This window comes from Pantoea sp. Ap-870 (assembly GCF_011752515.1).
Classification (GTDB): domain Bacteria; phylum Pseudomonadota; class Gammaproteobacteria; order Enterobacterales; family Enterobacteriaceae; genus Pantoea; species Pantoea dispersa.
Genome location: NZ_VWXG01000002.1, coordinates 584,796 through 611,519, shown reverse-complemented (window position 1 = coordinate 611,519; position 26,724 = coordinate 584,796). Strand labels below are relative to the sequence as shown.

The following is a 26,724-nucleotide window of genomic DNA, read 5'->3' as shown; positions in this document are numbered from 1 at the left end:
CATGCTTCCTGGAGTCAAAAATGAAAAACGGTGCTTACAGCACCGTTGCAATAAAGTTTCTTACCCGTCCGTTTTCCGGATCGTCGAGCACCTGCTGCGTCGGCCCCGCCGCCACAATCCGCCCGCCTTCCATAAACACGATGTTATCGGCCACCTCGCGCGCAAAACCGATCTCGTGTGTCACGATCACCATGGTGATGCCGGAGTGCGCCAGCTGTTTGATCACCTGCAGCACTTCACCCACCAGTTCCGGATCGAGCGCAGACGTGGGCTCATCAAACAGCATCACGCCGGGATCCATCGCCAGCGCACGGGCGATCGCCACGCGCTGCTGCTGACCACCGGAGAGATTCTGCGGCCACTCTTCTTCGCGCCCGGCCAGCCCCACCTGCTTAAGCAGCGACAGCGCTTTGCTGGTCGCCTGCTGGCGGCTCTGTTTTTTCACCCGCATCGGCGCATCGACAATGTTTTGCAGTACGGTGCGGTGCGGGAACAGGTTGAACTGCTGAAACACCATGCCGATTTCGGCACGCTGACGCGCAATCTCGCTGCTGCTCAGCTCGTGCAGCGCCTGGCCTTTCTGTTTGTAACCGATGATCTCGCCGCCGATACGAATCGTGCCGCCATCCAGTTTTTCCAGATGGTTGATGCAGCGCAGCAGCGTTGATTTGCCCGAGCCGGACGGTCCGAGGATCACCGTCACCGAGCCAGCCGGGATATCAAGATTAACTTCATCCAGAATAGTGACGCCGGAAAAACGTTTGGTCACCTTACGTAAGGCGATCGCTTCAGCCATTGCTTACGCTCCTTTCGGCTTTAGGCGCGGAAAAACCGGGCAGTGACTTGAGCAAACTGCGCTTTTCACGGCGCGTTACGCCACGGCCAAAGTAGCGCTCGACGTAGAACTGACCAACCGACAGTATCGAAGTCATCAGCAGATACCACAGCGTCGCCACCAGCAGCAGCGGGATCACTTCATAGGTGCGCTGATAGATGATCTGCGCCGAAAACAGCACATCCTGCAGGGAGATCACCGATACCACCGCCGTGGTTTTCAGCTGGCCGATGATTTCGTTACCGGCCGGCGGCATGATGGCGCGCATCGCCTGCGGCAGTACGGTATGGCGGAAAATCTGCGCCGGACGGTAACCCAGCGCACGGGCGGCTTCCAGCTGGCCGTTGCCAACGCTCTGAATCCCGGCGCGCACGATCTCCGCCGCATAGGCGGACTGATGCATTACCAGCGCGATCACCGCCGCGCTGAACGGGCTGACCAGCGCATTGGACTGAGTACTCCAGATTTCACCCAGACCCGGCAGCGACAGCGAAATGGTCGGGTACAGCGCCGCGATGTTGTACCACAGGAACAGCTGTACCAGCATCGGCACGCCGCGGAAAAACCAGGTATAGAACCAGCTGACGCCGACCAGCACCGGGTTGGATGACAGGCGCATCAGCGCCAGCACCGTGCCAAAGGCGAAGCCCAGCACCACCGAAATCGCGGTCAGCTGCAGCGTCATCAGCACGCCCTGCAGGATCGACTCGCCGGTGAAGTTTTCCGCAATCACGCCCCATTCGAAGCGCGGATTGTTGATCATCGAATGCGCCATCGCCACCACGCACAACAGCACCACCAGCGCACTGAGCCAGCGTCCGTAGTAGCGTTTACCGACGATTTTCAGATCGTCGGTGTGGTCGTGAAAGTCACTCATTGAAAGATATCCTGATTACGTTTTGACTCTTTAACCGCGCCAAAGCCGATGCCCCAGTTATCCAGGATCTTCTGGTAGCTGCCATCTTTAATCAGCGAGTTCAGCGCTGCCTGTACCGCAGGTTCAAGCGCGGAATCTTTCGGGAAGGCGACCGATACCGGCGCATCATGCACGGTGATTTCGCCGCTCATGGTCAGCGGTTTGATCACTTTCACCTGCCACAGCAGGCCTTCGTATGGACCGAGGAACATCGGCACACGCCCGCTGACCACGGCCTGAACACCCGCCGGGCGATCCGGGAACACTGACACTTTAATCGGTTTTTTCCCGGCCGCTTCACAGGCTTTGCTGGCCTCTTCCAGACGGGTCACCTGGGTGGTGCCGGAACCGGCGCCGACTTCTTTACCGCACACCTCGTCAAGGGTTTTGAACGGCGCGACGTTGGCGTCTTTCCGCGAAATAATGCCGAGACGGCTGGCGTCGTAGTAACTCACGAAGTCGATAATTTTGGCGCGCGCCGGCGTGGCGTTGATGTTGGACAAGGCCACATCGTAGCGGCCGGTTTTCAGTCCCGGAATGATGTTATCGAAGCCGCCGGTATCACGCCACTGCACCTGAATGCCGAGACGCTCACCGACCGCGTTCATGATGTCAATTTCACGGCCGGCCAGCGTTTTGTTGTCTTCTTTATAGAAGGTGGTGGGCGGCGTGTTAGGGTTGGTTCCTGCCACAATATAGCCGCGCTTCGCCACGTCGGCGGGCACCAGGCTTTTCAGCCCGGCATCAGCCTGTACATGCAGTGAGCTGTCGGTGGGGACGGATTGTTCGGCGGCAAACGCGGTGTGCGCACTGAGAGCGAGTGCGAAAAGGGTGATACCTTTTGCGAATTTCACTGGAACCTTTCTCCTGATATTTAAAATGTTTCCCGGCAGGGAAAAGGCGTCGAGGTAGCGATGTATTTTTCCCTTTGCCCATGTCGCGTAAAGCCGCGCGGCGCAAAGGATTGTCATCCTCAAAACGTCCCGCAGCCATTCTCAGGAAGATAGGCAGCGATCACAAATGCGAAAAACAGATATCTATTGCCGGAATCCGGCAATAGGGTTCTTTGCTGGCCTGAATGCGGCCCTTTCATCGCGCAAAAATCAGATTGTTACCGCAAATCAGGCACCTGCTTATGCTGCCATGCTGGATGATTTGCTTATTAACCATAACGTTCCCGTCTAAGCATCTATGTTGCCCTCTTGACAAAAACTGACAAAAAAGCGGCGCGATGCGGCGATTTACGCAGGAATGTAAAGAAGTTGCACACCAATATACAATGCAAACCATTCTCATTATCATGCGCATTTGCTTACAAATGTTAACGCATCAGGGAGATGATATAAGTGAATGTAACTGTATGTGGCAAAAAGCGTCCGGTCGCACTGTGCCTGGCGGGCCTGTTAACCTCACCGGTGTTTGCCGCTGAACCCACGGAGAAGCTGGCCGACGATGAGTCGATGATTGTGACGGCAGAGCAGGAGCTGAGGCAGCAGCCGGGAGTTTCCACCATTACCGCTGAAGACATCAAAAAAAGTCCGCCCGTTAACGACCTCGCGGACATCATCCGCAAAATGCCCGGCGTTAACCTCACCGGTAACGGCGCCAGCGGCAGCCGCGGTAATAACCGCCAGATCGACATTCGCGGCATGGGCCCGGAAAACACTTTGGTGCTGATCGATGGCGTGCCGGTCACCTCCCGTAACTCGGTGCGCTACAGCTGGCGCGGTGAGCGCGACTCACGCGGGGATACCAACTGGGTACCGCCGGAAATGGTGGAACGCATTGAGGTGATACGCGGTCCGGCCGCTGCCCGTTATGGCTCCGGTGCCGCCGGCGGTGTGGTCAACATTATTACCAAACGCCCGACCAATGACTGGCACGGTTCGCTGTCGCTGTTCACTAACCAGCCAGAAGATGACAAGGAAGGCGCCACCCGCCGCGCAAACTTCAACCTCAGCGGTCCGCTGGCCGGTGAGGCACTCACCATGCGGCTGTACGGCAACCTTAACAAAACGGATGCCGACGCCTTCGACATCAATACCGCGCAAAATGGCGCTTACGCCGCCGGACGCGAAGGGGTACGTAATAAAGACATCAACGGCGTGCTGTCGTGGAAAATCACCCCGACGCAGATTGTCGATTTCAGCTATGGCTACAGTCGCCAGGGCAATATTTATGCCGGCGACACGCAAAACAGCAACAGCAATGCCAGCGCTAACGGACTGGTTGAAGCGCTGTACGGCAGCGAAACCAACCGCCTGTATCGCCAGAACTACGGAGTGGTGCACAACGGCATCTGGGACTGGGGCACCTCTAAGCTCAACTTTAGCTATGAGAAAACCAATAACACCCGCCTGAAAGAAGGCTCCGGCGGCAGCACCGAAGGGATGATCAACAGCGATACGTACGCTACCAGCCGGCTGGAGAGCTATCGCGCCGGCGGGGAGATCAATTTCCCGCTGCAGCTGCTGGTCGATCAAACCGTTACGCTGGGTGCTGAGTGGAATCGCGATGAGCTTAACGATCCGGCATCGGTACAGGCCACCAGCGCACCGGGCGTCGATTTCGGCGGCGTTTCCAGCGACGGTTCGCAGCGTGACAGTAAAAACAGCGCCACCATCAGCTCGCTCTATTTCGAAGACAACATCGCCGCCACAGACTCCACCGAAGTGATTCCCGGCCTGCGCTTCGACTATCACGATCAGTTTGGCGCTAACTGGAGCCCGAGCCTCAACCTGTCGCAGGGCCTCGGTGATTACTTCACGCTGAAAGCCGGAATTGCGCGCGCCTTTAAAGCGCCCAACCTGTATCAGTCCACTGAGGGCTATATCCTGTCGACGCGCGGCAACGGTTGTCCGATTGGCCTGTCACGCTGTTACCTGCTGGGCAGCAAAGACCTCGATCCCGAGATCAGCGTGAATAAAGAAGTGGGCATCGAGTTCAGTAATCAGGGCTATGTCGCGGGCATCACCTGGTTCCGCAATGATTACAAAAACAAAATCATCTCCGGCACCACGCCGGTGGCTTCAACCGGCTCGTATAACCTGCTGCGCTGGGAAAACGGCGGCAAGGCGATCGTCGAAGGGCTGGAAGGCAATCTGAGCATCCCGCTGATCGCCGACACGCTGGAGTGGCGCACCAATGCCACCTATATGTTCCGCTCGGAGAGCAAAAAAACCGGCAACCCGCTGACGGTGATCCCGGAATTCACCATCAACTCGCAGCTGGAGTGGCAGGCGACCGAGGCGCTCAGCGCCAACATCAACTGGACGCAATACGGCCGGCAGAAGCCACGTCAGTATGCGGAAACCAGCCTCGAGGCCAGCCGTGGTCTGTCGCAGCGTGAAATCAGCCCGTATTCCATTGTCGGACTGAACCTCAACTACGACATCACTAAAAACCTGAGCGCCAACGCCGGTATCAACAACCTGTTTGACAAGCGCGTTTATCGCGAAAATGCCGGGGCATCGACCTATAACGAACCGGGCCGCGCCTGGTACGCCGGTGTCACGATGTCGTTCTGAGGAATGGACGCGATTGATTTGAGCGACCGAACTTAGCTGAGGGGTTTAAGCACCGCCGGCTGTGCGGCAGGCCTGCGCGCCAGCCGGATGCTCAACAGCGCGCCGGCCGCCAGACAGATCGACATACACACTATCGCCACGATGAAGGCATGGGTAATCTCTCCCGGCCCGGTGCCCGTGCCCAGCACGGCATAAAAGATCCCGCCGATAATGGCCACGCTCAGCGCCGTGCTCAGTTGCAAGGTGGAGCTGGCGATACCGGCAATCATCCCGGCCCAGGCGGGTGCCACGCGTCCGGTGACGATGTGCATCAGCGTCGGCAGCGCCAGCCCCTGGCCAAACCCCACCACAAACAGGCCCAGGGCCAGCGGCAGCGCCGCCGGTGACACACCAACCGGCGTGCTGGCCATCAGCCACGCCAGGCCCAGCAGGCCAGCCACTTCCAGCACCATCCCAGTGGCGTTAACGTAAGGCCCAATCAGCCGTCGCGCAGAGGGCGTGGACAACGGCCCCAGCAGAAAACCCGCACCAAAGGGCAGAAAGATCAGCCCGGCGCTCAGTACGCCCTGATGCAGCGCGCCCTGTAAATAGATCGAGAACAGCAGGAAGAATACGCCAATCGAGTAGAACAGCAGCGCCAGCAGCAGGGACAGCCCCAGCCCCGGCACGCTGAAAATCGCCGGATCGATCAGCGGATCACCGCCCTGCTTTGCCAGCCGGCTTTCATAGCGCCAGAACAGAGTGCCCAGCACCGGCACCAGCAGCAGCGATAGCCACGCCCACAGCGGCCAGCCCGCTTCCCGTCCTTCAATCAGCGGCACGATCAGCAGACCCAGCGTCATCATCGACAGTCCCATTCCGCCAAAATCCAGCTTGCGCGCGTGCTGAGCTCGCGTCTCTTTAATCAACGGGATGCCAAACAACACCACCAGCAGCGCCACCGGCAGATTGACCAGGAAAATGGCGCGCCAGCCGCTATTGAACAGGTTGAGTGAGATCAGGATGCCGCCCAGCGCCTGACCGATCACCGAGGCCAGACCAAATACCGCGCCGTACAGGCTCAGCGCGCGCGATTTCTCCGCCTCCGGGAAAATCGCCTGAATCGAGGCCAGCGCCTGCGGTGCCATAATCGCTGCAGTGATGCCCTGCAGCACGCGGCCAGCGATCAGCGCACCCGGTGACCAGGCAAAGCCACACAGCGCAGAAGCCGCCGCAAAACCGGTCAGGCCAACGAAGAACATGCGCCCGCGGCCAAACAGATCGCCGAGGCGACCGCCGGTGATCAGCGTGACGGCATAAAACCCGGCATAGGACGAGATGACAAATTGCTCCGCCGAGCCGGACGTGGCCAAGTCGCTCTGAATCGACGGCAGCGCCACATTGACAATAAAGAAGTCCAGCGGGGGTAAAAATGCGCCTGTCAGCAGGACGATAAACATCGCCCAGCGGCGTGGCTCGGGATTTAACGCGTGCGGATCGGACATCACAACACCTCACTAAGGAACCGATTGGTTCCAATATGGATAAAAAAATTAGTCGAGCAGACGCATCGTGCAGTCCACTACGGCGTTCATTTCTGCTTCCGTTGCCCCGGTTTTACCGAGGATGCGCATCCCTTCAATCTGGCAAACCAGTAAGCGGGCCAGCACTTGCTCATCACGCTCGGGCAGTTCTCCGCTCAGCTGACCGCGTACCAGTGTTGCCGCATACAGCTGCTGCAAACGCCGGAACATGCGCCCCGTGCGTTCGGCAATCTGTTCATCATGCGCGGCCATCTCGGTGGTGAGTGACACCACCAGACAACCGCGCCGCCCTTTCTCGCCGCTGGAGAGCGCGGCATAACGCAGCAGCGAGGCGCGAATCGCCGCTTTAACCGCGCCGGGCTGCGCCAGAATATCCGAGGTGGCTTTCAGACCTTCGGTCATGTAGATATCCAGCGCGGCCAGCAGCAGCCCTTTTTTATCGCCGAACGCCTTGTAGAGACTGCCGCGCGATAAACCGGTCCCGGCGATCAAATCCGGTAGCGACGCCGCTTCATAGCCGCGATCCCAGAAAACGTGCATGGCGCTGCGGGCGGCCTCTTCCAGCTCGAACTCGCGCGGGCGACCGATGACGGTCAGGTTCTTCATCACTGCCCTCCCCTGTAATTATAAACCAACTGGTTCCTATCTTAGCCGCAATGCAGTGGCTATTGCAAGTCAGCCGCAGCCCCTTCACGGCGCGGCCGCTTACGCGTGGATAATCAGGGTTGAGTGATGCGTTACACAAAAAACTGACGTAACGCGTCGGCCAGCGCCTGCGGTTGCTCATCCGGGATAAAGTGACCACAGTGCGCGAGGCGAATCCCGCTGACATCGGCCGCAAAGGTGCGCAGCGGCTGGGCCATATCGGCAATCGAACCCTGATCGGCGCTCACCGCCAGCAGCGGGATCGCCAGTTTTCCCCGGGTTTGCAACAATTGACGATTCTGCTCCGCTGAGGTGCTGACCTCACGATACGCCGCCATGCCGGCGCGCAGCGCGCCGTTTTGCTGCAGCAGCCGCACATATTCCGCCATCTCTTCGTCACCAAACACCATCGGGCTGGCTGCTTTGCGCTGCAAAAACCACTGCAGATAGAGCGCTTCACGACCGGCGATCAGCGCTTCCGGCAGATCCGGCAACAGGTGAAAAGCAAAATGCCAGGTTTTCCAGGCTTTGTCCGGCGTCGCAGGCAGCGCATCCGGCAGCGTCACGCCGGGAATGCCGGCATCCAGCAGCGCCAGTTTGCTGATGGCATCACCGTGCAGCATCGCCAGCGGCCAGGCAACCCAGGCACCCACGTCATGCGCGACCAGGTAGTAACGCTCAACCCCTAACTGCTGCAACAATCCCTGCACGCTGTGCGCCAGCGAGGTGGTGTCATAACCGCTGGCAGGCTTGTCGGAATCGCCCTGGCCGGGCAGATCCGGCGCAATGATGAAATAGTCTGCCGCCAGCTGCGCCATCACCTTACGCCAGGCAAACCAGCTCTGCGGAAAGCCCGCCAGCAGAACCAGCGTTGGCCCCTGCACATTGCCGCCGCTGACGTAGTGCAGCCGCACACCCGCCACCGTGGCGTAAGCATGGTTAAATTGCGGCAGGTGATCGACGGGCTGTGACCAGCGCGGCGCGGCGTCCAGGGCAGGCAGTGACATAAGCGTTCTCCGGTTATTTTGGTAAAGAGTGTTTCCTTATTGGATGCGATTCTGCGCTACCGCGCCGTTAACGCGGACTCATTAAGGAAATGTTTATTTCCTTAATATTAACGACAGCCACGCGCGCCTTGCAAGCGAGTCTGTGAAATAGATCCGGAAGCGAACGGCGGAGTGAATCGTCCCGCCGCCGCGCCTGAGTGATGTGCGGTTATCCCGCCTTCTTCGCCGTGGGTTTCAGCGATCGATTGAGATCCTGAATGCGTTTCATGGTTTTAACCGTGCGTGCCGAACTGGCGGAGGCCACCGCCAGAATCAGCATTTCGAGGCACACCAGCACCGTACCGTGCAGCGGCATGCGACCATTTTCACCGCCGCGCGGCACGTTAATCACCACATCCGCCTGCTGCGCAAACGCCGAATCCAGCGCGTGGGTCAGCAGAATCACCGGCATACCCAGCCGCTGCGCCTCTTTCAGCGTCGTCATGCCCTCACGGTGCGCCGATTTCTGCGCCATCATGATCAGTACATCGCCGCGCTGTAGCGTTATCAGCTGTTCTGCCAGCGCAATCCCGGCACGGTTAAGCGTCACCGCCGGCAGGCCGATGCGCCGGAACAGTCGCGCGCTGTACTCCGCCAGAATGCCGGAAGCGTTGATGCCAAACAGCGCCACCTGACGCGCTTCCAGCAGCAGTGTCACCGCAGCCGCCACCGCCTGACGGTTGACCGGTTCTGCCAGTACTTCGCAGGCGCGCTGATGGCCGCCCAGCACAAAATCGATGCCGGAGTTGATGTCACACGACAGTTCGCTGATGGTCGCGCTCATCTTCTCTTCCGAGTTTTGCGCCGGACCAAACCACGCTGCCAGCGTGGTTTTCAGATCGCGCAAACCGGCAAAGCCCAGCGCCTGCACGGTGCGCACCACGGTGGCGTCAGAGGTTTGGGTGGCCTGGGCGATATCCAATGCAGTCGCGTCTAATATAGCCTCACGATGTTCGTGGATATATCGCGCCACCGTTTGCAGGCTGGCCGATAATGTCGTGACGCGCGCACGGTAGCGTTCACCGAATACATCCACCCGATTTTTAATGTTATTTGCCGCCATTATGTTGCCTGTTAGTAATACCGCATCGTTGTGAACCGCGTCGGCAGGCCGGCTTGTAGTAAAAATTTGCGCCGCTACCGCTGCCCACTCCCTTCACGCCTGGCTTAACCCGGCCAGCCTCAAACTACAAAAAAAGCATAATCGACTGATTGTAAATAAATTTTCTGACAATCCCGGTTCAAAATTTTCTACCGCGTTCTGCTGTAGTATCCACACCATCATTTACGTTTACTACTACATTTTTTCATGTTTGAATGATTCTCAATTACATCTCAGCCGCCTTTTTCCGCTGACTGATGGCATAACAATGCCGGGCCGCGAATGTCCTGTTCGTCAACGGCAGTATTTTACTGATAGCTTCGTTGCGCGGAATAAATAATCCCGCAATTACACCAGGTTTATATTCGATGCAGAACAACTCACCGCGGGCGGTTAAATTACTGTGCCATCCGGCTATCCTTGCCGCTATTTACGGCGTAACGGCACTCAGCAGTACTGACAGCCTTGCCGCTGAACAAAACAGCACCCTCACCGTGACGGCGCAGCAGCAAAACAGTGACGACGGCTATAGCGCCACCAGCAGTTCGGTCGCCAGTAAAACGCCGGTGTCGCGCCTCAATGAAGCCCAATCGGTGAGCGTGGTGACGCAACAGCAGCTGGAGGATTATCAGGCCGCCAGCCTCGCCGACGCGCTGCGCTTTGTCAGCGGCGTAAGCGAAGGCAATACGCTGGCAGGTACCGAAGATGGCTTTGTACGCCGCGGCTTTGGCAGCAACTCGGATGGTTCCATCTATCGTGATGGCGTGCGCAGCAGCCAGGGGTTGAATTTTGATGCCACCACCGAACGTGTCGAGGTGCTGAAGGGCTCGGCTTCGCTGCTGTACGGTATCCAGAATCCCGGTGGCGTGATCAATATTGTGAGCAAAAAGCCGCAATACACCTGGCACACCAAAGTCAGCGGTCGCGCAGCCAGCGAGGGCGGCGGCGCCGGCACGCTGGACGTCACCGGCCCGCTCGGCAACGGTTTTGCTTTCCGCCTGATTGCCGAAAAGCAGAATCAGGATTACTGGCGCAATTTCGGCAGCGATAAACACACCTTAATCGCCCCCTCGCTACAGTGGTATGGCGAGCAGGCCAGCTTCCTCATCAGCTACGAAGATTATCAATACGATATTCCCTACGATCGCGGCACGGCGTTTGTTAACGGTAAGCCGGTAGCGATTGGCTATAAAGATCGCCTGGACGATAAAGCTAACCATGCGTGGGGCCACAATAAAACCCTGAACGCGCACTACGACTGGCAGTTCAATGAGGCGTGGAGCACGCGCCTGACTTTTGGCTGGAACCAGCGTCAGTACGACAACAACGAAGTGCGGGTTACGGCGATCAACCCCACCACCGGCGTGGTGACGCGCCGCGCCGACGCCAACCGTGGCTTCAACCATAAAACCAAATACGTGGCGTGGGATGTGATCGGTTCACCGCAGCTGTTTGGCATGACGCACGATGTGGTGTTCGGCACCGATTATGAAATGAACCAGACTTACCGTGCGCACCAGTATCAGGGCAAAGCGAACACCGCCTTCAACCTGTACGATCCGCAATACGATATGCTGGCACCGCTCACCAACAGCAGCAGTGAAAACAGCGCCAACGCTAACCTGCTTAACCGCCTGCACAGTCGCTCGGTATACGCCAAAGACAGCATTTCGCTCACCGACGACTGGATTGCGGTGCTGGGCGGACGCTATCAGCACTATGAACAGCGCGCGTCAAAGGGCTTCGATCCGGTGGTGCAAACGCTGGATAGCGAGGGCAACAAGTTCCTGCCGCAGGCCGGGCTGATTTACAAACTGACGCCGGATGTCTCACTGTACAGCAGCGTGAGCAAATCCTTTACGCCGTCGACTGACGTCGACGATGACGGCAACGTCGGCAAGCCGGAACAGGGCACCACATGGGAAGTGGGCAGCAAGTGGCAGATTTCGCCCCGGCTGTTTGCCAGCGTAGCGCTGTACCGCATCGACGAACGCGATATGTCGCTCAACATTAACGGCACCACGCGCGCCATCAATAAAGCGCGTTCGAGCGGCGCTGAATTTGAGCTCAATGGGGAAGTGCTGCCGGGCTGGGATCTGAGCGCCAACTACAGCTACGATAAGGCTGAAATCGTCGACGATGGCGTCAATCCGGCGAACAATGGCAACCGCCTGCAGAATGCACCTCGTCACGCCGGGGCGCTTTACCTGAGCCATAACCTGACGCTGAACGGCATTCCCGGTGACTTCCGCTTCGGCGGCGGTGCGCGCTACGTTGGCTCACGCGCCGGTGATCCGGAGAACAGCTTTACGCTGCCGGATTATGTGGTCGCCGACAGCTTTATCGCCTGGAATAATCAGCTGTTTGGCGAGAAAACCCAGCTGAAGCTTAACCTGAATAACCTGTTCAATAAGCACTATTACACCTCCAGCGGCGGCAACCTGCGCGTGCGCGAAGGGGAAACCCGTAACATGATGGTCGAGGCCAGCGTTGAATTCTGATCGAGCGAAAAAGCCGCTGACGTGGCGTGCCTGGCTGGCAGCCCTCCTGCTGCTGGCGTTCAGCACCAGCGCGCTGGCCAGGGTGATCACCGATATTGACGGCAATCGGGTGGAGATTCCCGATAATCCGCAGCGCATCGTGCTGGGTGAAAGCCGCATGCTGTATACCCTGGCACTGCTGGCGCCGGATGACCCGTTCCGCCACATCGTCGGCTGGCCGCGCGATCTGCAAAAGTATGACAGCCAGACGTGGAACAGTTTTGCGCAGCGGTTTCCGCAGATGCTGAACATCCCGACGCTCGGATCGGGCGGCCCTCAGGCGATCAATCCGGAGCAGATTCTCGCCCTGCGGCCGGACGTGGTCATTCTGCCCAGCCTGGCGCGCTACGATGATGCCGATCTGAGGCTGGTCAGCATCCTGAATGCTGCGCATATTCCGGTAGTGAAGATCGATCTGCGCGTACATCTGTTAAAGAACACCCGGCGCAGCGTAGAGATTTTTGGTGAGGTGCTGAATCAGCAGGCGCGCGCGGCGGCATTCAACCGCTTTTACAGTGCGCATCTGCAGGTGATTGAGGAACGGCTGGCGCGCTATCACGGGCCGAAACCCACGGTGCTGTTGCAGTTGCATCTGGGACGGCGCAACGAGTGCTGCGTGACGGCGATTAACGGCAGTCTGGGCGAGCTGCTCAACGCCGCCGGCGGCGACAATATTGCTGGCAAAACTCAGCACGGCGTGTTTGGCCGTTTGAGTGAGGAGCAGGTGATCGCAGCCCAGCCTGAGTATTACTTTGCCACCGGCTTTGGCGATAACGCCAGCGCAGGCCTGCTGCGCCTCGGGCCGGACGTCGCGCCCGACGCGGCGCTGAGCAGTTTCCGCCAGCTCACCGCGCAGCAGAACGGCCTGCGTGAGCTGAAGGCGATTCGCAACGGCCATGCAGCGGCAATCTGGATGAATTTTTACCTCAGCCCGTGGCACATTGCGGTGACCGAGTTTATGGCAAAAACGCTATATCCGCAGCTGTTCGCCGACATCGATCCGCAGCAGACGCTGGAAACCCTGTTCCGTGATTTCCTGCCGATCCCCTATCGCGGCACGCTGTTTATGCGCATTCCGGCGGTGGATTAACCGTGCTGTTCACCCTGATATTTCTGTGCAGCCATTCCGGTGCGCATGAATGCGCACCCTACAGATGACCTCAGATCCGATGCCGGTATTCATTAATGGCCCCCGGGAATGGTCCCTGTAGGGTCGCCATTTATGGCGACCGCTGCGCTGCCTGCGGCTGGCGCTTAAACACCAAGAACGCCCAGCTGTGGTACAGCAGCGTCAGCGGCAACACAATCAGCAGCCCCGTCACCACGAACCCCTGTGTCACCGGCGAGGAGGCCTGCTGGTGCATCTCCAGCTGCCACGGCAGCAACCACGGATAAAGCCCGCACGCCAGCGCCGCAACCACCACGCCCGTCTGTACCAGCGTGATCATCAGCAACGCCACCATCGCTTCCCGCCACAGCGTGAGCAGCTGCAACAGCCACAGCGCAGGCAACAGGCTCAGCAACACTTTTCCCGGCCAGCGCTGCCAGCTCTGCTGCCACAGCGCCGGCTCCAGCAGCAGCACGGCGATAAAGCAAGCCAGCGTCACCACCCACCACAGCATGGCCAGCGCCCGCGCCCGCTCCACCACCGGCTCACCAATGCGCCAGCACAGCCAGCAGCAGCCCAGCAGCAGATCAACCGCCACCAGCCCGAGACCGCACAGCAGCGGCACCAGCGAAAAATCAATCACAATCCCGCTGGGCGGACGCGACACCAGCATCAACCCGCTCATCCAGCCTGGCAGAAACGCCGCCAGCAGCGAGCTGAACATCAGCAGCCGGTCCAGCCAGCGTCGCCCGGTCTCGCCAGGCTGGCCGCGATACGCCAGCGCCAGCCCGCGCAAAAACAGCGCCAGCAGGAAGAGAAACAGCGGCACTTTCAGCGTTTGTAACAGCAGACTGTACAGCGGCGGAAACAGCGCCAGCATGCCGCCTGCCAGCAACACCAGCCAGGTTTCATTGGCATCCCACAGCGGCAGCAGGCTGTGCACCATCCACTGCCGTTCTTGTGGCTGGTCGAAACTGTACAGCAGCATCCCCACGCCGCTATCCGTGCCATCCAGCGCCAGATACATCAGCAGGGCAAACAGCAGGAGCACCGCAGAAAGTTCGACCAACATCCTCACCCTCCTCAGGCTGGCGTCTGTATGGTTTCCGCTACTGCCGTCGCCTGCGGATCCGGCAGCGGTGCCGCCAGGTGGCGCAGCAGATAACACAGGCCAAAGGCAAAACTCAGTGCGTAAATCACCACCACCGACACGAAAATGGCGACGCTGCTGCCGAGGGACATTGGTGCCAGGCTGTCGGCGGTACGTAGCATGCCGTATACCGTCCACGGCTGCCGGCCGACCTCCGTCACCACCCAGCCCGCCAGCAGTGCAATGAAGCCAGCCGGTGACATCAGCGCCAGCAGACGCAGCACGCGCCGCGACTGATCAAGACGACCGCGCCAGCGCTGCACATTGCCCGCCAGGCTGCTCAACAGCATCAGCAGCGCCAGTCCCACCATCAGGCGAAAGGCAAAAAACACCGGCAGCACCGGCGGCAGGCTGTCGCGCGGAAACTCACCCAGGCTTTTGATGTGGCCGCTGAGGTTATGGCGCAGGTAGAGCGAGCCGATAGCCGGGAGCGCCAGCTCGGCGTGATTCCGCTGCTGCGCCTGATCGGGCAGCGCAAACAGCCGCAGCGGCTCGCCCTCCCCTGGCGCAGGCGGCTGCCAGCTGCCCTCGATCGCCGCCAGTTTGGCGGGCTGATAGTCACGGGTGTTTTCGCCGTGCAAATCGCCCACCACCATCTGCAGCGGCAGGATGCACAGCGACACCGTCAGCGCGCTGCGCAGCATCAGCCGGCTGGCGGCCTCGCCAGCATTACGCAGCAGGCGCCACGCTGCGACGCCACCCAGCAAAAACGCCACGCTGATCCATGAGGCCAGCAGCATGTGCGCCAGCCGCCAGCCAAACGAGGGCGCGGAAATCAAACTCCAGGCGCTGTCCGGCGTGAACTGGCCGGCGTCATTGAGCGTAAAACCGCGCGGCGTTTGCATCCAGGAGTTAGCGGCAAGGATCCAGAAAGCGCTGAAAATCGCGCCAAGCGCCACCAGACAGGTAATGGCGAAATGCACGCCGGGTTTCACCCGATCGATGCCAAACAGCATCACGCCGGTCAGCGCCGACTCGAGGAAAAAAGCGATCAGCACTTCATACAGCATCAGCGGACCGATAATGCCGCCCGCTTTGCTGGCAAACACCGACCAGTGGGTGCCGAACTGAAACTCCATGATCACGCCGGAAACCGTGCCAATCGCCACGGTGAGCGCGAATACCTTGATCCAGAAGTGCAGCGCCTGATGCGCTTCCGGCCGCCTGCCCCATAGCCAGCGCGCTTCAAACCACACCAGAAACGGGGCCAGCCCCAGCGTCAGTGCTGCCAGGGTAATGTGCATGCCCATCGTCAGGGCAAACTGACCGCGCGCGATCAGCAGCACCCACTCCTGGCTACTCACGGCTCGGCTTACCGCTGTAGCGGGTTATCGGCTTCTCCTCATCACCCTGCATGGCGCGCGCGAAGGTTTCCAGCGCCGCCAGCAGTGGCCGGATGCCCTGCCACAGCGCCTCATCATTCAGCAGTTTGAGCACACCGCTGACGCCCGGCGCGCTTTTCTCCTGCTGCGCCGTGTCGCTGGCCGGCTTCATCGCCAGCAGGGCATCGCGCAGCGCCAGCAGCAAATGGTTGAAGCGTTCCGGCGGTACGGTGCTTAGCGTCATAAACAGCAGCGACAGGTTCTGAACCGCATTCTGCGTGCCGGGCCGGTTAAGCCCGGCGGCGACGATTTTGCCGATGTCATTGTTGGCTTTTACCACGTCGTTAGCCAGACGCAGGAAACCGTGCTGATGCAGATTCTCCAGCAGCTCATTCAGCGCTTCCTGCGCGCTGGGTTCAGTGCGCGTCGGGCTGGGTTGATAGTGCAGCGGTTCGGCCATTAGCTTTTCTCCGGATGCGAAACGTGTTCAGGCGGCAGCCGGTATTCAGGCTGCTGCCATTTTTGTTCAACGGGCAGATGATCCAGCGGTGTGCGCTGGCCGTGGCGGAAGTTGTGCAGCGGAATCGGGTGCGGCTGTGGCGCATGCGCCAGTTTACGCATCGTCACCGCAATCTCTTTGTAGGCCGGGGTGTTGACGTCGGGATCGTGGTGTTCACCGGTCAGCCCGTTCACCCCCGGTTTGCCATGGTGGATAGGAATGAACAGCACATTGCCGGCCATCCGTTCGGTCACCACCACTGGCACCTCTACGCTGCCCCGGCGCGAACGCAGCTCCACCCAGTCGCCCTGCTGTAATTGCCGCTCCTGCGCCAGCTGCGGCGAAATCTCAACAAACCAGTTGGGCGACAGCGATTTGATGCGCCCGCCCTGCCCGGTCTGATTAGTCGACTGGAAATGCTCCAGCATACGTCCATTGTTCAGCAGCAGATCGTACTGCTCATCGGGCGCTTCCATCGGTGGCTGCCACGTCAGTGGATACAGACGCGCTTTGCCATCAGGAAAGGCGAAACGCTCGGTGTACAGCAGCGGCGTGCTGCTGCCGTCGGCGTTTACCGGCCACAGCTGTGACTGCCAGCCGACGAGGTTCTCATAGCTGACTCCGGCAAACAGCGCGGCGATACCCGCAGCTTCTGCCATGATGGCGCCGGGATTCGGGTAGTGCCAGTGATGGCCGAGACGCGCCGCGACCTCCGTCAGTATCTGCCAGTCAGGCCGGCTGTCGCCGAGCGGTGCAAACGCAGGCGAGAAGTGCTGAATGCGCCGTTCGGTATTCACGAAGGTGCCCTCTTTCTCCAGGCTCGGACAGCCGGGCAGCACCACATCCGCGAACTGCGCGGTACGGCTCATGAAGATGTCCTGCACCACCATGAAATCCAGCCGGCTAAAGGCTTCGTGCACTTTGGTCGAGTCCGCATCAGAAAAGGCGGTCTCTTCGCCGATGATGTACATGGCGCGCACCCGCTGTTTATGCGCGTCTTCCACCATCATGAAGTTATCCAGCCCGGCTTCCTCGGAAAGCGCTTCCGGTGCCACGCCCCAGGCGCGCGCCCATTTTTCCCGCACCTGCGCATCGGTCACTTTTTCGTAGCCGGGATAGACATTGCTTAAGCAGCCAAAATCGCTGGCGCCCTGCACATTATTGTGACCGCGCATCGGGTAACCGCCGGTGCCAGGGCGGCCGTAGTTGCCGGTGACCAGCAGCAGATTGGAGAGCGCGGTGCTGGTATCCGCACCGTGGCTGTGCTGCGTAATGCCCATCGCCCACAGCAGGCAGGCGCTGCCCGCGTTGCCGATCATCTCGGCGGCTTCGGTCAACTGCGCCACGCTCAGACCGGTGATTTCACTGGCCATCTCAAGCGTAAACGGCGCCAGTGACGCGCGATATTCCGCCACCTGATTGACGCGCGTGCGCAGGAATGCTTCATCGGCATAACCGTGATCGAACATGTAGCGCGCCATCGCCGACGCCCACACCATGTCGGTACCGGGACGGATGCGCAGATAACAGTCGGCGCGCTCAGCCATTTCGTGACGGCGCGGATCGACCACCAGCAGCTTTTGTCCGCGATGTTTGTGGCTCTGCTTGATATGTGACGCGAAAACCGGGTGGTTTTCCGCCAGGTTGCTGCCAACGGTGATGATCAGGTCGGTCTGCTGCAGATCGCGCAGCGTACCGGCATCGCCGCCGTAGCCCACGGTGCGAAACAGCCCTTCCGTCGCCGGGTTCTGGCAATAGCGCGAGGAGTTGTCCACGTTATTGGTGCCGAAAATCAGACGGGCGATCTTCTGCGTCAGGTAGGCTTCCTCATTGCTGGCTTTACTGGAACCAATAAAACCAATGGCGTTACCGCCGTGCTGGCGCGCCACCGCGCGCAGGCCGTCGGCCACGCGCTGTAGCGCCTCTTCCCAACTGGCCGGGCGGAACTGGCCGTTTTCACGAATCAGCGGCGTGGTCAGCCGGTTCGGGCTGTTCACAAAATCCCAGCCAAATTTGCCTTTGACACAGGTTGAGATGCCGTTAACCGGCGCATCGGCCACCGGCTGGATTTTCAGGATATGGCGATCGCGCGTCCAGACTTCAAAACTGCAGCCGACGCCGCAATAGGTGCAGACGGTTTTGGTTTTTTTGATTTCGACTTTGCGCAGCGCATCATCGATCAGCGAAATTCCGGTGATCGGCTCCATGCCGATGCTGTTTTCCAGCGATTTGACGAAATCAATCAGCGGCCGCTTCAGGTCTTCATCCATCGCGGTGAAGGGTCCGGCGTCGGGCTGCATGGTTTTTTCCAGTAGCGCGTTGCACGGGCAGACGGTCACGCAGTGCCCGCAGCTGACGCAGCTGGAACCGGCAATCTGCGTTCCGCCATCCCACAGCACGCGCGGGTGATCGGCGCTGTAATCAATCGACAGCGTCTCATTTACCTCGACATTCTGGCAGGCCTCCACGCAGCGTCCGCACAGAATGCACTGATCCGGATCGTAGGTATAAAACGGATTACTGTGGTCTTTGCTGTCCGGTTTGCGCTGGTAGGGGTAATACTGAATCGGAATGTGCATGTCCGCGACGGTGTTATGCAACGTGCAGTCGCCGGTGTTGTGCTCACACACCGTGCAGTAGAGTTCGTGGCGATTGAGAATGCGGTCCATGCCCTCCTGCTGTGCCGCCTGCAGTACCGCACTCTGGCTGACCACGCGCAAGCCCTCGGCGCTGCGTAACGTGCAGCCGCGCACCGCTTCGCCATCCACCTCCACCCAGCAGACATCACAGGTTTGCAGCGGCGGCAGCGCCGGGTGATAACAGACGTGAGGCAGTTTTTTTCCCTGCTCCTGCAGAAAATCAATTAACGGTTGATTTGCGGTTCCGCTTAAGCGCTCACCATTAAATATAATGGTACATTGTGCTTCGCTCATTTAACGCCTCGTTTAAGCCATCGCTCATAATTATTCGGGCCGGCCAGCGCCGGTTATTATGTAAAGTTATGCTTAGAGCTTAGAAACAAATATCTTTCGCGCAAGCAGGCCGACTCGCTTAATAACGCGCACGGCTTACGCAGCGTTAAAATAATCATTACGTTAGTGATTTTGTAACTAAAAATATCATTTCAGCCACGCCCGCCCCGCTTTAATAAATCGCGACTGCTTATTTTTTGACGTGACAAATATCACATCTCTGCCAGGCTTAATTTACTCGTTCCACTGTACAAGGAGATAGGTATGACTTCATTTACTAACAAAACGCTGATTACCCAGGAATATCCAAAGCCGCCATTCAAAAAGCAGCATCAGCCCATTCCGGGATTAGCCAGTAAGATGGAACCCCGTCCCGATCACGGTGAAACCAGCTATCGCGGCACTGGCCGTTTAACCGGGCGCAAGGCGCTGATTACCGGGGGTGACTCCGGCATTGGTCGCGCAGTAGCCATTGCGTATGCCCGTGAAGGGGCGGACGTGGCGATTAACTATCTGCCGGAAGAGGAGCAGGATGCCGCTGAAGTGGTGCAATTAATCGAAGCGGAAGGCCGTAAAGCAGTGGCAATTCCGGGTGATATTCGCTCAGAATCTTTTTGCCAGCAGCTGGTAAAAGAAGCCGCAGAGAAACTGGATGGTCTGGATATTCTGGTGAATAACGCCGGACGCCAGCAATTTAATGAGTCTATCCGTACGCTCTCAACGGAAGATTTTGACGCCACCTTTAAGACCAACGTTTACGCGATGTTCTGGATCACCAAAGCGGCACTGGAATATCTGCCTGCCGGATCATCCATTATTAATACCTCGTCGGTTCAGGCGTATGAACCGAGCGCTATTCTGCTGGATTACGCGCAAACCAAAGCCGCTATCGCTGCCTTTACCAAAGCGCTGGCGAAGCAGCTGGGCGAGCAGCAAATTCGCGTCAATGCCGTCGCACCAGGACCGTACTGGACCGCGCTGCAGGTGTGCGGCGGTCAGCCGCAGGAAAAAATTGAGAAGTTTGGTGCCAGCGCGCCGCTGGGGCGCCCGGGTCAGCCGGCTGAAATCGCGCCGTTGTACGTGACCTTCGCTGAAACCACCAACAGCTTCACCTCAGGTCAGGTGTGGTGCTCCGATGGCGGTACCGGTACCGTCTGACCGGGGAATTCCACCCGCATTACGTGGCTGCCAGCAGGCGGCCACGCTGCCGTTTCTGCTGACAGGGAAGATCCATGAATAATCAAACGTTCCAGTCGCCGGTGCGCGAACGGGGCTTCGCGCGTCTCGGTGACTACGCGGCCATCGGCGAGGGCCGGTCGGTGGCGCTGATCGCGCCCGACGGCGCCATTGACTGGTGGTGCGCGCCCAACCTTGACTCCGCCCCGCTGTTTGATCGCCTGCTCGATCCCGAGATCGGCGGTTTTTTCCAGATCGAACCTGATGCCCCTTATCGTACCGAACGCGCCTACCGTGCTGACAGCAACGTACTGGAAACCCGCTTTTTTACCGATAACGGCAGCGTACTGCTGACCGAATCGCTAAACAGCACGCTGGCTGGTCGTCTGCCGTGGAGTGAGCTGGCGCGGCGCGTGGAAGGCGTTGACGGCGAAGTGACGCTGCGCCTGACGCTGCGCTTTGGCACCGTTGCCGAAACCCGCTCGCCGTGGCAGGACAGCACCGAACAGGGCGACGTGTACCATATCGGCGATCTGATGGCGATGCTGCGCACCAGCGAGGACTGGCAGATCGAACAGCGTGACGATGAGCAAATCAGCGCTACGCTGCGGACGGCTGCGGACAGTCGATCGCTGGTGGCGTTGCTGGTCACCGAGCGCGAACCGCTGGCGGTGCCGCCGCTGGAGGCGATCGATACCCGGATTGAAACCAGCCATACCGCCTGGTGCGACTGGACCCGCAGCCTGAGCTATCAGGGCCGCTTTGCGGAGCACGTGCGCCGCTCGGCGCTGTCGCTGAAATTTTTATGGTATTCCCCCACCGGCGCGCTGGCGGCGGCAGCCACTACCTCGCTGCCGGAAGGCATTGGCGGGGAAAAGAATTATGACTACCGCTACGCATGGGTACGCGATGCCTGTCTGATCATCAAAGCCTTTGTTTTTCTCGGTGCGCTGGAAGATTGTAAAGCGGCGTTCTCCTGGCTGTCGAAAACCATCATTCGCCACGGTACCGCGCTGCGCACCTGCTACACGCTGGAGGGCAACGAAGTGCCTGCCGAACGCTTTGTGCCGCTGCGTGGCTATCACCATTCTCAGCCGGTACGCGTGGGCAACAACGCGCGCGACCAGCTGCAGCTCAGTATGTATGGCGACATGCTTGCCACCGCCGAGCTGTTTATTCGCGCCGGGCACGTGCTGGACTTAGCCACCTCACGCATGCTGGGTGGGCTGGCTAACCACTGTGCCGATTTATGGCGTCAGAAAGACAGCGGCATCTGGGAACTGCCGGAACAGCAGCATTATACGCATTCGAAGATGGCCTGCTGGCTGGCCCTCGACCGTGCCGTGGCGCTGGCCGAAGCGCGCCACATTGAACCGACCTGGCTGAAACGCTGGCAGCGCGAGCGCGACCGCATCAGCAGCTGAATTGAAGCGCACTGCTGGAACGAAGAGAAACAGTCGTATGAATTTTATCCCGATAGCAACGGCAGGCTGGACGCTGCGCTGGCGCTGGTGCATCCCTACGGTAGCCGCGTCAACCCGGCACGTATGCAGGCCACCTACCGTGCCATTGAGCAGGAACTGGGCCACGGCAGCGCCATGCTGTATCGCTACAGCGGCACGGAACAGGAAGAGAGCACTTTTATCGCCTGCTCGTTCTGGCTGGTGGAAGCCTGGGCGGCGCTGGGCGAGACAACGCGTGCCGAAAGCGCCATGCAGCAGATCCTCGACAAGCTGTGCCAGCGCGGCAATGTGGAAACCTTCAATGAAATGTTCGACGTGCGCAGCGATGAGTGGCGCGGCAATATGCCGCAGGGCCTCAGTCATCTGGCGTTGATCTGCGCCGCGCAGGCGCTGACCGATCATGGCTGAAATGCCCCGCCGGCTGGCGGGGCATGATACTAACGTGAAGGCTGTGGCGCACGAAATACCAGCAGGATACCCGCCAGAATCGCCGCCATGCCCAGCAGGCTCAGCCACGGCAGTCGGTTACCCAGCAGCAGATAGTCGAGCAGCGCGGTAATCACCGGCACCAGATAAAACAGGCTGGTGACGTTAACGATACTGCCCGCGCTCAGTAAGCGATACAGCAGCAGCTGGGCCACCACGGAGATCATCACGCCGAGGAACAGCGCGGCCAGCCAGAAATGTAGCGTGAAGCTGACATGAAAAGGTTTAACCGGCAGCAACAGCAGGCACAGCAGTAAACTCACGCCGTACTGCAGCGGCAGCACCTGCGCCGGATGCTGCGTCACCCGCTGCTGCATGATGGCACCGAAGGTCATGCACAGCAGCGCGGCCAGCGCAAACAGCACGCCGCTGATCGGCAGCTGCGACGCCGCCAGACTGCGCCACACCAGCAGTATCAGCCCCGCCAGCGCGACCGTTAAGCCCAGCAATCGCCTGCCTGGCAGACGCCGCTCCACCAGGCACAGTGTGAGAATAGGCTGGATGCCCATGATGGTGGCGATCAGCCCTGGCGTCACGCCCTCCGCCATCGCCTGGAAATAACACAGCGAATAAGCGCCGATCAACACCAGGCCGGTCAGCATTACGCGCGGGCGCGTACCGGGCTGCGGCAGCCAGCGGCGGCGAAACAGTCCCACCAGCAACAGCGCAACCAGCGCGATGCTAAAACGCACCACCAGCAGTGCCAGCGGTGAGGCATTATCCAGCCCGAGACGCGAGAAAATGGCTGCGCTGCCCCACAGCAGCACAAAGCCTGACGTCGCTGCCTGCGAAGTCAGCGAAGAGGAAGAACGCATAGCATTGCTCCTGAAACAAACGTTGTTAGCGCGCTCGCTTAGCGAGGCGCAGGAAGTTCGATACTTAGCGAATCACAACGCGTGCCGGAGGTGGCGGGCAGCAAGGCGCATACAGGCGAAAGTCAGATGACGATGCGGAATCAGCAGAGAGTGTCATAAACGCGCCTGTATCATGGGGTTGAGGCCAAACGTTAACAGATTGTTTACACCCTGTCATCCATTCAGCCGTTGCGGAAACACCTCACGCAGCCAGTCGATCAGCACCCGCAGGCGCTGGGTGAGATGGCGGCTCTGCGGATAAACCACGTGGAACGGATAGTCTGACGGACGCCAGTCGGCGAGGATCTCCACCAGCCGTCCGGCCTGCAAATCCGCGGCCGCAGCGTAACGGAACGTCTGAATGATGCCCAGACCCGCCACCGCCGCGGCAAGGTGCGCGTTGCTCTCATTGACGCCAACGCGATGCGCGGTCTTTACCTCGATTCGCTCTTCGCCGTGGCGGAAGCGCAGCGGAAACGCGCGCCCGCTCTGCGGCGACAGATAGCTGATGATGCGGTGGCCATTGTTCAGCTCCTGCGGATACGCCGGAATGCCGTAGGTCCGCAGATAGCCGGGCGTGGCACAGGTGATCATTTGCGCATTGCCTAAATGCCGTGCCACCAGTGACGAATCGCTCAGCGGACCGCCGCGCACTACGCAGTCCACGTTATCACTGATGAGATCCACGGTGCGATCGGACACGCCAAGGTCCAAGGTGATGTCGGGAAACCGGGCGACGAAATCGGGCAGCGCCGGCAGCAGCACATCGCGCGCCGTTGAGCCGCCGATATCCATACGCAGCTGACCGTGCGGTTTCGTCGTGACGCTATTGAACGCACAATCGATATCTTCCAGATCGCGCACGATGCGCAGCGCCCGCTCGTAGTAATCGCGCCCTTCTGCCGTCACCGTGACCCGGCGCGTGGTGCGCTGCAACAGGCGCACGCCGAGATGCGCTTCCAGCTCCTGCACCAGCTTACTCAGGGTAGCGTTAGGCATATCCAGTGAATTGGCCGCCCGGGTAAAGTTGCCTGCCTCAACCACGCGGGCGAACGCCCGGATTGCCAGCAATTGATCCATTGTCGCCCCTTACCTGATTATCCACCCAGAGAAATAGTCCTTTCGATTTTACACCATTTATCCGTAAAAGCGGCAGCGCTACAGTGCACTTCAGCGACGGCAGGCCGTCACCACTTAATCTGATCAACTGTGGAGTACATACTATGAACCTGATTCTGCAAGACAAAATTGCTTTAGTGACCGGCGGCACCTCCGGTATTGGCCTCGCCACCGCTCAGGAACTGGCGGCACAGGGCGCACGCGTGTTTATCACCGGTCGTCGTCAGGCTGAGCTGGATGCGGCCGTCGCCAGCATCGGCGGCGGCGCCACCGGCATTCGCGCCGATGCAGCAAAGTTAAGCGATCTGGATGCCGTCTATGCGCAGATTGCGCGCCAGGCCGGCCGGCTGGATATCCTGTTTGCCAACGCCGGTGGCGGCGACATGCTGCCGCTGGGGGCCATCACAGAAGAACATTTTGACCGCATCTTTAGCACCAACGTCCGCGGCGTGCTGTTCACCGTGCAGAAAGCGCTGCCGCTGCTGAGCGATAAGGCGTCGGTGATTCTCACCGGCTCCACCGCCGCGATTCAGGGTACGCCGGGCTTCAGCGTCTACAGCGCCAGTAAAGCGGCGGTGCGTAACTTTGCCCGCTCGTGGGCGCTGGATGTGAAAGACCGCGGCATCCGCATTAACGTGGTGAGCCCTGGCCCGGTGCAGACGCCAGGCTTAGGCGGACTGGTGCCGGAAGATCAGCGCCAGGGGCTGTTCGATGCGCTGGCCGCACAGGTGCCGCTCGGTCGTCTGGGTGAGCCGGGAGAGATTGGCAAGGTGGTGGCGTTTCTCGCCTCCGACGCAGCCAGCTTTATTAATGCAGCCGAGCTGTTTGTCGATGGCGGTATGGCGCAGGTGTAAGCGGGTATTGCACCGGTGCGCCGCCTGGCGCACCGGCTTTCTGCCTGAAGCATGGCTGCGGTTAACGCAGAGAATGCTCACCTGCTACCGCAGCCGGCTCGCCAGCGGTGAGCTGCTGCTCCAGCTGCTCCAGCGATATGCCTTTGGTCTCCGGCACGCGACGCAGCACAAAGACAAAGCCCGCCGCACAAATCACGCCATACAGCATAAAGCTGCCCGCTGCACCGAGTCCGGCATTGAGGATGGGAAAGGTGTAGGTCAGTACAAAACAGGCAATCCACAGCGCCAGCGTGGCGACCGACATCGCCAGACCGCGAATCCGGTTGGGGAAAATTTCCGCCAGCAGCACCCAGGTGACCGGCGCCAGCGTCAGCGCATAAACCGCAATCGCCGCCAGTACCAGAATCAGCACCGGCCAGCCGGTGATGCCCAGCGTGTAGGCACCGGCGATCAGTGCATAACACAGCGTCAGTCCTCCGGCGCCGATCAGCATCAGTTTGCGGCGGCCGAGTCGGTCCACCAGCGGCAGTGCCAGCACTGTTGCCAGCAAATTGATCAGGCCGGTGGCCACGATCGACTTCAGCGTACCGTTGATATCGAAACCAGCCGAAGCAAAAATCTCCTGCGCATAGTTGAAAATCACGTTGATACCGCACCACTGCTGGAAAATCGCCAGCACGATGCCGGTGATGACAATTGGCAGCGTGCGCGGTGCCAGTAGCGAGCCGGCGCGGGCGCGCGTTTGCTGGCGATCCTGTTCCAGCGCGCGGGCAATCTCGCGCTGCGTCTGCTGCGCATAAGCAGGCGAACCAATTTTATTCAGCATCGCCAGCGCGCGCTGCGGCTGACCCGCCAGCATCAGCCAGCGCGGTGATTCCGGCACCCACATCATCAGCAGCAGAAACGCCAGCGACGGCACGGCGGCCGAGGCGAACATCCAGCGCCAGCCAACCTGACCGTTCCAGGTTTCACGCAGCGCCGCATGGGTTGATGCGCCGACGACCGGATCGGCAATCATCAGGTTGATCAGCTGCGCCGCCAGCACGCCAATGACGATTGTCAGCTGGTTAACCGCGACAAACTTGCCGCGCTTGTCTGCCGGGCTGATCTCCGCGATGTACATCGGGCTGAGCGCCGAGGCGATACCAATGCCGACGCCGCCGAGAATGCGCCACCAGACAAACAGCGTAAAGCTGCTGGCCAGCGCGGTGCCGATCGCCGACACCACAAACAGCAGTGCAGCGACCATCAGCGGCAGCCGCCGCCCCAGCTTGTCTGCTGACCAGCCGGACACCAGCGCGCCAAACACGCAGCCCACCAGCGCCGAGCTCATCGCCCAGCCGGATGCCGCCGGATCGGTGACGTTGAACCAGGCCTCATAGAAGGGTTTGGCCCCGCCAATCACCACCCAGTCATAGCCAAACAGCAAACCGCCGCAGGCTGCCACCAGACAGATGCTCCACACGTAACGCATATTCAGATGTTGATGATTGTTCACGGCCACTCTCCGCACCAGGGTCAAAGTGCGGCTATCTCACCACCGATACCGCAGGGTGAAAGTTCAGGCCCTCACAGATTTTAGTAACA

The 26,724-nt window shown here is 59.8% G+C and carries 19 protein-coding genes and 1 pseudogene; 6 read left to right on the top strand and 14 right to left on the bottom strand.

Annotated elements, in window-relative coordinates; genetic code table 11:
- Window positions 1-34 precede the first annotated feature (34 nt).
- From F3J41_RS08970 to F3J41_RS08960, 3 genes are read right to left on the bottom strand one after another with little or no spacing between them, the layout of a single operon-like run.
- Entirely contained in the window at window positions 35-796 is a 762-nt protein-coding gene (locus F3J41_RS08970; protein WP_058758829.1) for an amino acid ABC transporter ATP-binding protein, read from the bottom strand.
- Window positions 789-1,712 carry an amino acid ABC transporter permease gene (locus F3J41_RS08965; RefSeq protein WP_058781408.1) on the bottom strand — a complete coding sequence of 308 codons (924 nt, stop codon included), beginning with the start codon at window positions 1,710-1,712 and terminating at the stop codon, window positions 789-791. The genes F3J41_RS08970 and F3J41_RS08965 overlap by 8 nt, the downstream gene beginning before the upstream one ends.
- Window positions 1,709-2,605 (bottom strand): ABC transporter substrate-binding protein, encoded by an 897-nt coding sequence (locus F3J41_RS08960; protein WP_166710762.1) that lies wholly within the window; start codon window positions 2,603-2,605, stop codon window positions 1,709-1,711. The genes F3J41_RS08965 and F3J41_RS08960 overlap by 4 nt, the downstream gene beginning before the upstream one ends.
- Window positions 2,606-3,097: 492 nt before the next feature.
- On the opposite strand from F3J41_RS08960, the gene F3J41_RS08955 reads away from it, so the two are divergent.
- Window positions 3,098-5,278: a TonB-dependent siderophore receptor gene (locus F3J41_RS08955; RefSeq protein ID WP_166710760.1), complete on the top strand. Its 2,181-nt coding sequence runs from the start codon at window positions 3,098-3,100 to the stop codon at window positions 5,276-5,278.
- A 32-nt stretch (window positions 5,279-5,310) separates the two neighbouring features.
- Here the strand turns inward: F3J41_RS08955 and F3J41_RS08950 are convergent, their stop codons facing one another.
- The 4 genes from F3J41_RS08950 to F3J41_RS08935 all read right to left on the bottom strand — a co-directional run bounded on the left by F3J41_RS08950 (window position 5,311) and on the right by F3J41_RS08935 (window position 9,555).
- Window positions 5,311-6,762, bottom strand: a complete 1,452-nt coding sequence (locus tag F3J41_RS08950; protein WP_211075117.1) for an MFS transporter — start codon at window positions 6,760-6,762, stop codon at window positions 5,311-5,313.
- A gap of 48 nt (window positions 6,763-6,810) precedes the next feature.
- Window positions 6,811-7,407: a TetR/AcrR family transcriptional regulator gene (locus tag F3J41_RS08945; protein ID WP_058770527.1), complete on the bottom strand. Its 597-nt coding sequence runs from the start codon at window positions 7,405-7,407 to the stop codon at window positions 6,811-6,813.
- 131 nt (window positions 7,408-7,538) lie between these two features.
- Window positions 7,539-8,453 carry an alpha/beta fold hydrolase gene (locus F3J41_RS08940; RefSeq protein WP_166710758.1) on the bottom strand — a complete coding sequence of 305 codons (915 nt, stop codon included), beginning with the start codon at window positions 8,451-8,453 and terminating at the stop codon, window positions 7,539-7,541.
- 208 nt (window positions 8,454-8,661) lie between these two features.
- Entirely contained in the window at window positions 8,662-9,555 is an 894-nt protein-coding gene (locus tag F3J41_RS08935; protein ID WP_021509539.1) for a MurR/RpiR family transcriptional regulator, read from the bottom strand.
- A 407-nt stretch (window positions 9,556-9,962) separates the two neighbouring features.
- Here F3J41_RS08935 and F3J41_RS08930 point away from each other — a divergent pair, with 407 nt between their 5' ends.
- Together F3J41_RS08930 and F3J41_RS08925 are read left to right on the top strand one after the other, a co-directional pair.
- Window positions 9,963-12,095, top strand: a complete 2,133-nt coding sequence (locus F3J41_RS08930) for a TonB-dependent siderophore receptor (protein ID WP_166710756.1) — start codon at window positions 9,963-9,965, stop codon at window positions 12,093-12,095.
- Entirely contained in the window at window positions 12,085-13,224 is a 1,140-nt protein-coding gene (locus F3J41_RS08925; protein ID WP_371815452.1) for an ABC transporter substrate-binding protein, read from the top strand. The genes F3J41_RS08930 and F3J41_RS08925 overlap by 11 nt, the downstream gene beginning before the upstream one ends.
- A gap of 130 nt (window positions 13,225-13,354) precedes the next feature.
- Here F3J41_RS08925 and F3J41_RS08920 read toward each other — a convergent pair whose 3' ends face one another.
- The 4 genes from F3J41_RS08920 to fdhF are packed head-to-tail and all read right to left on the bottom strand — an operon-like array spanning window position 13,355 to window position 19,146.
- The gene (locus tag F3J41_RS08920; protein WP_166710754.1) at window positions 13,355-14,314 is read right to left on the bottom strand and encodes a cytochrome d ubiquinol oxidase subunit II; all 960 of its coding nucleotides are present in this window, start codon (window positions 14,312-14,314) and stop codon (window positions 13,355-13,357) included.
- 11 nt (window positions 14,315-14,325) lie between these two features.
- Window positions 14,326-15,696 (bottom strand): cytochrome ubiquinol oxidase subunit I, encoded by a 1,371-nt coding sequence (locus tag F3J41_RS08915; protein WP_166710753.1) that lies wholly within the window; start codon window positions 15,694-15,696, stop codon window positions 14,326-14,328.
- Window positions 15,689-16,174: a DUF1641 domain-containing protein gene (locus F3J41_RS08910; RefSeq protein WP_166710751.1), complete on the bottom strand. Its 486-nt coding sequence runs from the start codon at window positions 16,172-16,174 to the stop codon at window positions 15,689-15,691. Before F3J41_RS08910 ends, F3J41_RS08915 begins: the two co-directional genes overlap by 8 nt.
- Window positions 16,174-19,146 (bottom strand): formate dehydrogenase subunit alpha, encoded by a 2,973-nt coding sequence (fdhF, locus tag F3J41_RS08905; protein ID WP_166710749.1) that lies wholly within the window; start codon window positions 19,144-19,146, stop codon window positions 16,174-16,176. Before fdhF ends, F3J41_RS08910 begins: the two co-directional genes overlap by 1 nt.
- A 303-nt stretch (window positions 19,147-19,449) precedes the next feature.
- Here fdhF and F3J41_RS08900 point away from each other — a divergent pair, with 303 nt between their 5' ends.
- Both F3J41_RS08900 and F3J41_RS08895 read left to right on the top strand, forming a co-directional pair.
- A complete protein-coding gene (locus F3J41_RS08900) occupies window positions 19,450-20,343 on the top strand; it encodes an SDR family oxidoreductase (protein WP_021509546.1) in 894 nt (297 codons plus the stop codon).
- Between the two features lie 74 nt (window positions 20,344-20,417).
- Window positions 20,418-22,232 (top strand): annotated as a pseudogene (locus F3J41_RS08895) (glycoside hydrolase family 15 protein).
- 29 nt (window positions 22,233-22,261) lie between these two features.
- Here F3J41_RS08895 and F3J41_RS08890 read toward each other — a convergent pair.
- Window positions 22,262-23,125: a DMT family transporter gene (locus tag F3J41_RS08890; RefSeq protein WP_166710747.1), complete on the bottom strand. Its 864-nt coding sequence runs from the start codon at window positions 23,123-23,125 to the stop codon at window positions 22,262-22,264.
- 213 nt (window positions 23,126-23,338) lie between these two features.
- Window positions 23,339-24,244, bottom strand: a complete 906-nt coding sequence (locus F3J41_RS08885) for a LysR family transcriptional regulator (RefSeq protein ID WP_021509549.1) — start codon at window positions 24,242-24,244, stop codon at window positions 23,339-23,341.
- 143 nt (window positions 24,245-24,387) lie between these two features.
- Here F3J41_RS08885 and F3J41_RS08880 point away from each other — a divergent pair, with 143 nt between their 5' ends.
- Window positions 24,388-25,137 (top strand): SDR family oxidoreductase, encoded by a 750-nt coding sequence (locus F3J41_RS08880; protein WP_021509550.1) that lies wholly within the window; start codon window positions 24,388-24,390, stop codon window positions 25,135-25,137.
- A 61-nt stretch (window positions 25,138-25,198) separates the two neighbouring features.
- Here F3J41_RS08880 and F3J41_RS08875 read toward each other — a convergent pair whose 3' ends face one another.
- Entirely contained in the window at window positions 25,199-26,635 is a 1,437-nt protein-coding gene (locus F3J41_RS08875; RefSeq protein WP_166710744.1) for a sugar porter family MFS transporter, read from the bottom strand.
- Window positions 26,636-26,724: the final 89 nt, after the last annotated feature.